Consider the following 10,065-nt stretch of genomic DNA (forward strand, 5'->3'; position numbering starts at 1 on the left):
AGCACTTCGAAGAAACACAAGGACAACCACAATGGCAGACCCCATTCTCCGCCACGCCCTGCGCGACAAGGAATTCATTCTCGCCCCCGGCGTATTCGATCTGATCTCCGCCCTCATGGCGAACACGATGGACTTCAAGGCGCTCTATGTGACCGGGTACGGCACGGTCGCATCGTATCTCGGCCTGCCGGACGCGGGCATTGCGACCTATCGCGACATGATCGAGCGCATTGCCCAGATCGTGAAGCAGACCAACAAGCCGATCATCGCGGATGCGGATACCGGCTACGGCGGCCTTCTCAACGTGCGCCACACCGTGCGCGGTTACGAGGATGCCGGCGTCACGGCGATTCAGATCGAGGACCAGGAGTATCCCAAGAAGTGCGGGCATACTCCGAACCGCCGGGTGGTTCCTCTGGAAGACATGGTCAAGAAGATCGAGGTCGCGGTCGACAGCCGAAAGAGCGACGACTTCCTGGTCATCGCCCGCACCGATTCCCGAACCAGCCTTGGGCTCGACGAGGCGATCCGTCGTGGCAAGGCTTTCGCGAAGGCCGGCGCCGACGTGGTCTTCATCGAGTCTCCGGAATCCGAAGAGGAGATGCTGAGGGTGGCCGAAGCCATTGATGCTCCACTCTTCGCCAACATGGTCAACGGCGGCCGCACTCCGCTCCTGTCCGCCGCGCGCTTGGCCGAGATGGGCTACTCCATCGCCATCCACCCGGCTATCGGGTTCCTGTCGGTCGGCGCGGCCCTGCAGAAGGCCTATGCTGATCTGCTTGCCAATGGCGAGACGAGCCCGTCGATTGAACTGTACCCGTTCTCGGAGTTCAACAAGCTCATCGGCTTCGAGGATGTTTGGGCGTTCGAGAAGAAGTACGCTCAGGTTTCGTAAAGACCAGTACGGAGTGACAACGATGGCGGATCGCACATTGTATGAGAAGATCTGGTCCAGTCACGTCATCCGTGACTACGAGGATGGATCGTCGTTGATCTATGTGGATCGGCATCTGCTGCACGAGGTCTCAACCCCGCAATCCTTTTTAGCCATGGAGGAGAAGGGCCGCACCCTGCACCGCAGGAGCGCGAATCTCGCAGTACCGGACCATGCGGTTCCGACCGTCGACCGCCATAAGCCGATCGCCGATCCGCTCGCCCGAGCGCAGACCCAGCGCCTGATCGAGAACGTTGCCCGTCACGACATTCCGTTCATCCCGCTTGATGACCTGCGTCAAGGCATCGTTCACGTGGTCGGGCCCGAACAGGGATTCACCCTGCCGGGGATCACATTAGCGTGCGGCGACAGCCACACATCGACACATGGTGCGCTCGGCGCGCTCGCCTTCGGCATCGGCGCGTCCGAGTGCGGCATCGTCATGGCCACCCAGGCGATCCGCCAGCGCCGGGCCAAGACGATGCGGGTGACTGTCACCGGCACGCGTGCGCCATGGATCACCGCCAAGGATATCGCCCTGACGCTGATCGCGCGGATCGGCGCCAACGGAGCAAGCGGCCACGCCATTGAATACGCCGGGCCGGTGATTTCCGCCATGTCGATGGCGGAGCGCATGACGCTCTGCAACATGAGCATCGAGTCCGGTGCCCGCGTCGGCATGATCGCGCCCGACGAGACAACGTTCGACTACATTGCCGGCCGCCCACTGGCCCCGACCGGCGAGATGCTGGAGCGTGCTCTCGCCTATTGGAAGACGTTGCACTCCGATCCCGGCGCGGTGTTCGACCGCGAAGTCACCATCGGCGTCACGGGGCTCGCGCCGGTCGTGACCTGGGGCAACTCGCCCGAAGATGTGCTGCCAATCGACGGATGCATCCCGGCACCGGCAGCCGAGCCCGATGCCACCCGGCGCGGACGCCGTGAACGCGCGCTTTCTTATATGGGTCTCTCAGCCGAAGCCCCGATCGAGGGGACGCCGATCGACGCGGTGTTCATCGGCTCCTGCACGAATGGCCGCCTGGAGGATCTACGCGCCGCCGCCGCCATCGCGACGGGCCGTAAGGTGGCGCCCGGCGTGAGGGCTATCGTGGTCCCGGGCTCTGGCTTGGTTGGCCGACAGGCCGAGGCGGAAGGGTTGGTCGAGATTTTCCGCACCGCGGGCTTCGAGTGGCGCGCCGCAGGCTGCTCCATGTGCGTTGCCATGAACGGCGACCGGCTCGAACCGGGCCAGCGCTGCGCCTCCACATCCAACCGCAATTTCGAAGGCCGCCAGGGCGCTGGCGGCCGCACCCATCTCATGAGTCCGGCCATGGCCGCTGCCGCCGCGGTGACGGGCTGCCTCACGGACGTTCGCAAGCTTGTGGGAGCAGAGGCATGAAACCTTTCACCACCATCGAGTCGCATGCGGCCTACCTGCCGGCCACCAACATCGACACCGACATCATTTTTCCGGCGCGCTATCTCCTGCTGCTCGACCGCGAAGGACTGGGCCAGTACCTGTTTCGTGACCGGCGTTACGAAGACGACGGCACACCCGTGCCGGACTTCGTGCTCAACCGCGCGCCCTTTACTGACGCGAAGGTTCTGATCGCCGGTTCAGGCTTCGGCTGCGGGTCGAGCCGCGAACAGGCTGTGTGGGCTCTGACCGGCCACGGGATCTGTTGCGTGATCGCGCCGAGTTTCGGCGAGATCTTCGCGTCCAATTCGCTGAAGAACGGACTGCTTCCCTTGATCCTTTCGGAGGAGCTGACCGCCGATCTCGGCGCCCGCGCCAAGATCGGCGCGATCTTCACCATCGACCTCCAGAACCGGGTGCTCAAGGTCGATGGCGAGGCAGTTGCTCCCATCGACATTCCCGAGGATCAGAGGCAGGCTTTGCTCAACGGTTGGGATGAAACCGATATCCTCGTGAAAGAGGAAGGCGAGAGGATCGCCGCATTCGAGCAGAGCCACCGCGCCGCGCAACCCTGGCTATTCCTGGAGACCCGCCTGTGACGAGCGATCTTTCCGAAAACTACAAGAAGGCCTACAGCAACAGGGTCGGCTTCGGCCAGCGCCCGGCCCTCGTGCTCATCGACTTTGCCCATGCTTACTACGATCCGGAGTCGGAGCTATATGCCGGTGTCGATGCGGCGCTCGCATCCGCGCTAAGAATCCGCGAAGCCGCTCATGCGGCTGGCGTTCCGGTCGTGCTGACCGAGGTCACCTACCAGGAAGGCGGCATCAACGGCGGCCGCTTCTTCGAGAAAGCAAAGCCCCTGCACAACTTCATCAAGGGGCGCAAAACCGCTGCCTTCGCCGAGGGCCTCGTACCGCGCAACGACGAGATCATCGTGTCGAAGCAGTATCCCAGCGCGTTCTTCGGCACCTCGCTTGCCTCGACCCTCACGGCAGGCGGCATCGACAGTGTCATCCTTACCGGGTTGACGACCTCCGGCTGCGTCCGCGCCAGCTGCGTGGATTCCATGTCGCACGGCTTCCGGACCATTGTCGTGGCAGATGCCTGCGGCGACCGCCACCCGGCGCCTCACGAGGCCAACCTCTTCGACATGAATGCCAAGTATGCGGACGTCGTCTCGGAAGCCGATGTTCTCGCCTATCTCTCACGGCTGAAGGGCGGAGCACGCGCATGACCTCATCGGCACGATGCGTTGCGATCCTAGGAGGCGCCGGGGGCATCGGCCGCAAGCTCGTCGAGCAGCTGCACGCGCAGGGCGACGACGTTTGTGTGCTCGATCTGGCCACATCGCTGGAACGCCACAGGCTTGATGTTCCCAGCATCCCCCTCGACCTCCTCTCGGAGGGCTCGGTGAAGGCGGCCGCTGCCGAACTGAGCCGGATGTGGGACAGGGTGGACGGTTTCGTAAATCTAGCCGGTTACAACAGCCATCTTTTTCCGCTGGCCGACACCGAGACCGATTATTTTGATGACGTCATCGCCGGCAACCTGCGCGGAACGTTTCTGGCCACCAAAGCCTTTCTGCCTTTGTTGGGCGGGGAGGCACCCTCCTTCGTGAACGTCTCCTCCGGCCTCGCGAGCTTCGTCCGCCCTGGCTACGGCTCCTACTCGGCCGCCAAGGCCGGCGTGATCGCCATGACCAAGACCTTGGCGCTCGAGTGGGCTCCGAAGGTGCGAGTCAACGCGGTTGCACCCGGGCTTGTTGACACGGCCTTCCTGCGGGGAGGCACCGGTCGCTCGAACGAGGACGCGCCGGTGATCGTCAATGTCGAACCCTATCTTGCGGCCATCCCACTCAAGCGCCTCGCCCAACCCGAGGATGTGGTTGGACCGATCCTGTTCCTGCTCGGACGGAGCTCCAGCTATATGACAGGTCAGGTGCTGTGGATCAACGGCGGCGCCTACATGCCGTGACGGCGCATGACGCTGCCGCGCTCGACCAGCAAACCAGGCAGACTAATCGAGTTCGCCTGCGCCGTTGCAGAGGCCGCGACGGCCGCGACGGCACTGGACACCATCTCGCTCACCGGCTGACGAATCGTCGTCAGCCGGTAGGACGGCCAGGAAGCCATCTCGATATCGTCGAACCCGACCACCGACACGTGCTTAGGCACTTGGAGGCGCAGTTCGTGCCGCAATGCGTCCAAGCCGCCAAGCGCCAGGATGTCATTGGCGAAGAAGATGCCGTCGGGCTTCAGCGCTGCCGCCCTGTGCGCGGCGGCCGCACCCGCATTGAACGAATACTCGCCGGCGTCGATACGTCCGACCAATCCCGCATTGCGCTCCATCAGCCCTTCCATGAAGCCGTCCTCGCGGTCCCTGTTCGTTGACGTATTGCGTGGGCCCGCGACGTAAACCAAGCGTTTGTGACCGCTGTCGAGGAGGAGATCGGCGAGTTGTCGCCCTCCGCCGCAATTGTCACAGGAGATGCTGGCAACCGACGCGTCCGGCACGGTCCGGTTGATCAGCACGACACGCCGGTCGTCCCTGCGCCACTCAGCTGCGATCCGCGACGAGATCGAGGCTGAGGCCACGATGAGGCCGTCTACATTGTAGCGTCTGAGAGCCGGCAGTTGATCGTCAACGTCCTGTCCCGGCGGCACACGGAACAGCAGCGAACGCAAGCCAGCTTCATCAAGGGCCTGCGCCAACTGGTCGAGTACGCCCGTATAGAACGGATTCTCCATACTGCCCATAACAATGGCCACGATGCTGCTGCGCCGAGTCGCGAGCGAGCGCGCGATGACATTCGGCTCGTATCCGAGCGCCCTAGCAGCCTCGACAATACGGGTTCGGTTGGCCGGCGAGACGCTCGCGCGCGGGTCGAAGGCGCGCGAGATCATCGACTGGGAAACGCCGAGCAGCCGCGCAACGTCGCGCGAGGTCACCGGCCCTTTTTGCCTACCAGGCTGTTTCGACATCCGTTCTCCCATCACGATATAATTGTCTGAAATCAGATGCAAAAGATAGCCTGAACCACAAACAGATTCTCCTCTTAGTAGCCGATCTAGCGAGTTATTCAACTTGCTTCAGTCGGAAGACAGCGTTATGCATACGGATGCAAATGTGAAGCGGGAAACGACCATGGCTGTTTGGCTGAAGAAGGGTGCATTGGCTGGCGACGCCGCCAATCAGGACCGCAAGATCCGCGATACGGTCGAGGCAATCCTCGACGACGTGCGCGCGCGGGGCAACACGGCGATCCGAGAACTGTCGGTCAGGTTTGACGGTTGGGATCGGAGCGACTACCGACTCACGGACACTGAGATAAAGGCTTGCCTGAGCGAACTCACCGGGCGCGATCTCGACGACATCCGTTTCGCGCAAGGTCAGATTCGGAATTTCGCCCAACATCAGCGCGCCGCCATCACCGACATTGAAGTTGAGACTCTCCCGGGCGTTATACTGGGCCACAAGAACGTGCCCGTGAATTCGGTCGGCTGCTACGTTCCGGGCGGCAAATACCCGCTCCTCGCTTCAGCCCACATGTCTGTCATCACGGCCAAAGTCGCTGGCGTGCCGCGCGTGGTGACCTCTGCACCGCCCTACAAGGGCAAGCCCGCGCCGGCCATCGTGGCTGCGCAGCATCTGGCGGGTGCCGATGAGATCTACTGCTTAGGCGGCGTGCAGGCGATTGCCGCGATGGCGCTCGGCACCGATACGCTCGACTCCGTCGACATGCTGGTGGGGCCAGGCAACGCCTTCGTTGCGGAGGCCAAGCGCCAGCTCTTCGGCCGCGTTGGCATAGATCTCTTCGCCGGTCCCACGGAGACGCTCGTGATCGCCGACGAGACCGTCGACGGTGAACTCTGTGCCACCGACCTCCTCGGCCAAGCCGAACATGGCCCGGATTCACCCGCCATCCTTCTCACCACGTCCGAGGAACTGGCGCGCGACACCATGAACGAGGTTGAGCGCCTGCTCACAGCTCTGCCAACAGCTGAAATCACCCGCAAGGCCTGGGACAACTTTGGCGAGGTCATCGTCTGCGACAGCGATGACGAGATGGTCGCAGAAGCTGATCGTATCGCGTCGGAGCACGTCCAAGTCATGACTCGAGATCCAAACTTCTTCCTCGAGCGCATGACGAACTACGGCGCGCTCTTCCTCGGACCACGCACGAACGTCGCATACGGTGACAAGGTCATCGGCACCAACCACACCTTGCCGACCAAGAAGGCCGCGCGTTATACCGGTGGGCTCTGGGTGGGCAAGTTCCTCAAAACCTGCACTTATCAGCGCATCGACAGCGATGCCGCTTCGGCCATGATCGGCGAGTACTGCTCCAGGCTTTGCGCCCTGGAGGGCTTCTCTGGCCACGGCGAGCAGGCCAACATTCGCGTTCGCCGCTACGGCGGCCGGAACGTGCCTTATGCCGGTGTCGCCGAATGAACATTGCGTTGCCCAAAACGCCGTCGTTCCGGCTCGACGGCCGGCGCGCCCTCGTCACGGGAGCAAGCCGTGGCATTGGTCTTGCCGCGGCCACGGCGCTCACCGATGCCGGTGCGCATGTGACTCTTGTCGCACGAGCTTCCGCGGATCTCGACTCGGCTGCGGCTGCGATTGCCAATGCGGAGGCGCTCGCTATCGACATCACCGATGCATCCGCGATGCGGGCTGCTCTTGCCGAGCGAGATGGTTTCGACATCTTCGTCAACAGCGCTGGGACGAACCGGCCAAAGCCTTTCCTTGACGTTACCGAGGCGGATTATGATGCCGTCATGGATCTCAATGCGCGCGCGGCCTTCTTCGCCACGCAGGTCGTCGCGGCGCGCATGATCGAGACAGACCGCGCCGGAACGATCATCCAAATCTCGTCTCAGATGGGCCATGTGGGCGGCGCTCTGCGCAGCGCCTACTGCGCGTCGAAATGGGCGGTCGAGGGCATGACAAAAGCTCTCGCCATAGATCTCGCGCCCAAGGGCATCCGCGTGAACACCATCGCTCCGACCTTCATCGAGACGGCCATGACGGCCGGATCGCTTTTGGACCCGAGCTATCACGGCCACGTTTTGTCGAAGATCAAGCTGGGTCGTCTCGGTCAGTTGCAAGACATAATGGGCGCTGTGGTGTTTCTTGCCTCCGATGCATCCGCCCTGATGACCGGAACATCCATCGTCGTCGACGGCGGGTGGACTGCCGGCTGAACCCGCCTATCTGGAGCACGCCTATGGACACCGCCTCGACACCACATATCGCCATCGTGGGTGCCGGCCTCGTCGGCGCCGGCTGGATCATCGTGTTCGCCCGCGCAGGGCGCAAGGTTCACGTCTTCGATGCCTCCCCAGCCATCCGTGATGCCCTGCCCGGCCTGCTGAGCGAAGCGCTCGATGCGATGGCACGGCACCGCCTTATCGATGACGTCGAAGCCATCCTGGCCCGGATCGAGCTGGTGGAGACGCTTGAAGCGGCCGTAACTGGAGCATCGTACATCCAGGAATCCGTCCTTGAGATTGTGGAGGTGAAGCGTCAGGTCTCGGCGGAGATCGACCGGTTCCTCGCGCCCAACGCCATCGTTGGCAGCTCGACATCAGGGCTGCCTGCATCCTCGTTCACGGAGGACTGCGTTAATAGGGCCCGTTTCACGGTTGCACATCCGGTTAACCCGCCGCATCTAGTGCCGGTTGTTGAAATAGTGCCCGCGCCGTGGACCGACCCGGACACAGTGACCCGCACCCGCACGCTGATGGATCATGTCGGACAGGTGCCGGTGGTGCTCACCCGCGAGGTGCCGGGCTTTATCCTTAACCGGCTGCAAGGGGCATTGCTCGACGAGGCCTGGTCACTGTTCGAGCAGGGCTATGCCAGCACCGAAGACATCGACCGCACGATTTCGTACGGTCTGGGCCTGCGCTGGTCCTTCATGGGACCATTCGAGACCATCGACCTCAATGCGCCGGGAGGTATCGACGACTATGCACGCCGCTTGGGGCCAATGTACGCCGGCTTTGCGGCCGATCGCGAACCCTCAGGACACTGGAGCCAAGAGGCCGTCGCCCGGGCGACGGCAGAGCGCCGCGCGGCTCTTCCGTCTACCGACCTAGAGGCTCGACGGGCATGGCGCGACGAACGACTCATGGCGCTGCTCGCCTCTCGACGCTGAGGTTCACAGAAAGCCTCGGCTGCAGGTCGCGTGCAGGGACCGGACGCGCTCCAGGACGATTGGTGGGTGAAGCCTCAGCCTCCTCTCAAACTTCGCCCGGATCAAGGCCGACCCTCACTACGTACTCCGTCGGCGTTCAATCGAGAGCAGAGCTTGTGCTGACTCCACTATGCTATGCCGGACTGGACAGCCCCCGCCGCTCATGTACGGCTCAGACCCATGTTGTTGTTCATCCTCTCCCTGTGCGGTTTCTCGGGGGCGCTTGCCACCCGCCTCCTCGACCCGCTCATCACAACCATCGCGTCGGATTTCGCCACATCAGTGGGCGTCGTGGCTATCCTGTCCTCGGCGTTTGCGCTGCCCTTCGGTCTGAGCCAGCCGTTTCTCGGCCCAACAGGGGACGCGTTCGGCAAGGCTTTGGTGGTCAAGGTGGCTGTGACGAGCCTGGCGCTGTGCCTGCTCGCTTCCGCCCTGGCGCCCGACCTGACGGTGCTGTTCATCACCCGGGCTCTCGGTGGTGTGGCAGCCGGCGGGATCATGCCGGTGTGTATGGCAATAATCGGGGACAACTTCCCGCTTGCTGTCCGGCAAGTGGCGATGGGCCGCTACATTGGAGCCACGCTGATTGGTCAAATCGTTGGTGTCAGCGTCGGGGGCATGATCGCCGAATGGGTTGGCTGGCGCGGCGTTTTCGGGTGTGCCGCCGTTCTGACTGCGATTGCGGCTGGAGCGGCGATGATGCTTTTACCCGAGCCGAATGGTCAAAGGGCAGCGCCGCCGAGTATTGCGGAGGCCGTTGATCGCTATCGCATGGTCCTGCGTAACCCTCGATCCTTCGTGTGCTTTTCGATCGTTTTCCTGGAAGGCCTCGCGATCTACGGCATCATGCCTTTTATCGGGGAGCTCCTGCGCTCACGCGGAGCCGGCGGGTTGCGTGAGGCCGGGTTCGTGATCGGTGGCGTTGGTATCGGAGGGCTCCTGTATGCCATTGCCGTCCCCCTCATCCTGAAGTTCGCGAAGCGGCCTGCGATGATGGTCGCCGGCGGTAGCATTGCCGCCGTGGCTCTTGGGACTGTCGGATTGGACGTGAGCTGGGCCACACAGATGGCCTCGATGGCGGTGCTCGGGTTCGGCTTCTTCCTGCTGCACAATTCTGTGCAGACCGAGGTTACGGAACTTGCGCCCAGTGCGAGGGCATCGGCATTCTCACTGCACGCCTTCAGCTTCTTCATGGGACAGGCGATCGGACCGATAGCGTATGGGGCAGCGTTGCCGATCCTCGGGGCGACACCCAGTTGCGCTGGGGGCGCTCTGATTCTAGCAGTTACGGGCGTGGCAGCCAGCCAGCTCCTCAGATCTCCTCTGGGCCGTTCGGCTTAGGAGAGACCAGGATGCCGAAGCCTTCCCCAGCCCGAAACGGCACCGTTGCATTAACCTCGGCCGTATAGCGAGAAGCGGTTCATCAAGGATCCGCTCCCGTGTCTCTGTTCAAGCGCCGTCGCTTTCCGGTTGAGATCATCCTGCTGTGTGTGCGCTGGTACTGTACGT

General features: G+C 63.0%; 10 protein-coding genes. 9 read left to right on the forward strand and 1 reads right to left on the reverse strand.

Annotated features, from left to right (window positions below):
* Nucleotides 1-31: 31 nt before the first annotated feature.
* The 5 genes from FHR70_RS21890 to FHR70_RS21910 are packed head-to-tail and all read left to right on the forward strand — an operon-like array spanning nt 32 to nt 4,328.
* On the forward strand, nt 32-895 hold the full coding sequence (locus FHR70_RS21890; RefSeq protein ID WP_183454211.1) for an isocitrate lyase/PEP mutase family protein: 864 nt from the start codon (nt 32-34) through the stop codon (nt 893-895).
* A gap of 22 nt (nt 896-917) precedes the next feature.
* On the forward strand, nt 918-2,333 hold the full coding sequence (leuC, locus tag FHR70_RS21895; protein ID WP_183454212.1) for a 3-isopropylmalate dehydratase large subunit: 1,416 nt from the start codon (nt 918-920) through the stop codon (nt 2,331-2,333).
* Nucleotides 2,330-2,950: a 3-isopropylmalate dehydratase small subunit gene (leuD, locus tag FHR70_RS21900; RefSeq protein ID WP_183454214.1), complete on the forward strand. Its 621-nt coding sequence runs from the start codon at nt 2,330-2,332 to the stop codon at nt 2,948-2,950. The genes leuC and leuD overlap by 4 nt, the downstream gene beginning before the upstream one ends.
* Nucleotides 2,947-3,588: an isochorismatase family protein gene (locus FHR70_RS21905; protein ID WP_183454216.1), complete on the forward strand. Its 642-nt coding sequence runs from the start codon at nt 2,947-2,949 to the stop codon at nt 3,586-3,588. The genes leuD and FHR70_RS21905 overlap by 4 nt, the downstream gene beginning before the upstream one ends.
* On the forward strand, nt 3,585-4,328 hold the full coding sequence (locus FHR70_RS21910) for an SDR family NAD(P)-dependent oxidoreductase (protein ID WP_183454218.1): 744 nt from the start codon (nt 3,585-3,587) through the stop codon (nt 4,326-4,328). Before FHR70_RS21905 ends, FHR70_RS21910 begins: the two co-directional genes overlap by 4 nt.
* On the opposite strand, the gene FHR70_RS21915 is transcribed toward FHR70_RS21910, so the two are convergent.
* Entirely contained in the window at nt 4,316-5,302 is a 987-nt protein-coding gene (locus FHR70_RS21915; RefSeq protein WP_210277741.1) for a LacI family DNA-binding transcriptional regulator, read from the reverse strand. The genes FHR70_RS21910 and FHR70_RS21915 overlap by 13 nt on opposite strands.
* Before the next feature lie 196 nt (nt 5,303-5,498).
* On the opposite strand from FHR70_RS21915, the gene hisD reads away from it, so the two are divergent.
* From hisD to FHR70_RS21935, 4 genes are all read left to right on the forward strand, one after another.
* Complete coding sequence (gene hisD / locus FHR70_RS21920; protein WP_183454222.1) at nt 5,499-6,806, forward strand: histidinol dehydrogenase; 1,308 nt, start codon at nt 5,499-5,501, stop codon at nt 6,804-6,806.
* Entirely contained in the window at nt 6,803-7,561 is a 759-nt protein-coding gene (locus tag FHR70_RS21925; protein ID WP_183454224.1) for an SDR family NAD(P)-dependent oxidoreductase, read from the forward strand. The genes hisD and FHR70_RS21925 overlap by 4 nt, the downstream gene beginning before the upstream one ends.
* A gap of 23 nt (nt 7,562-7,584) precedes the next feature.
* Nucleotides 7,585-8,517, forward strand: a complete 933-nt coding sequence (locus tag FHR70_RS21930; protein ID WP_183454226.1) for a 3-hydroxyacyl-CoA dehydrogenase — start codon at nt 7,585-7,587, stop codon at nt 8,515-8,517.
* Between the two features lie 219 nt (nt 8,518-8,736).
* Nucleotides 8,737-9,897 carry an MFS transporter gene (locus FHR70_RS21935; RefSeq protein WP_183454228.1) on the forward strand — a complete coding sequence of 387 codons (1,161 nt, stop codon included), beginning with the start codon at nt 8,737-8,739 and terminating at the stop codon, nt 9,895-9,897.
* The last annotated feature ends 168 nt before the right edge of the window (nt 9,898-10,065 follow it).

It is taken from the genome of Microvirga lupini (assembly GCF_014191055.1).
Classification (GTDB): domain Bacteria; phylum Pseudomonadota; class Alphaproteobacteria; order Rhizobiales; family Beijerinckiaceae; genus Microvirga; species Microvirga lupini_A.

Bases quoted from the DNA above. Each gene is read 5' to 3' on its own strand.
- leuD (WP_183454214.1), top strand. From the start codon at position 2,330: ATGAAACCTTTCACCACCATCGAGTCGCATGCGGCCTACCTGCCGGCC.
- FHR70_RS21930 (WP_183454226.1), top strand. From the start codon at position 7,585: ATGGACACCGCCTCGACACCACATATCGCCATCGTGGGTGCCGGCCTC.
- FHR70_RS21925 (WP_183454224.1), top strand. From the start codon at position 6,803: ATGAACATTGCGTTGCCCAAAACGCCGTCGTTCCGGCTCGACGGCCGG.
- leuC (WP_183454212.1), top strand. From the start codon at position 918: ATGGCGGATCGCACATTGTATGAGAAGATCTGGTCCAGTCACGTCATC.
- FHR70_RS21935 (WP_183454228.1), top strand. From the start codon at position 8,737: ATGTTGTTGTTCATCCTCTCCCTGTGCGGTTTCTCGGGGGCGCTTGCC.
- FHR70_RS21890 (WP_183454211.1), top strand. From the start codon at position 32: ATGGCAGACCCCATTCTCCGCCACGCCCTGCGCGACAAGGAATTCATT.
- FHR70_RS21910 (WP_183454218.1), top strand. From the start codon at position 3,585: ATGACCTCATCGGCACGATGCGTTGCGATCCTAGGAGGCGCCGGGGGC.
- hisD (WP_183454222.1), top strand. From the start codon at position 5,499: ATGGCTGTTTGGCTGAAGAAGGGTGCATTGGCTGGCGACGCCGCCAAT.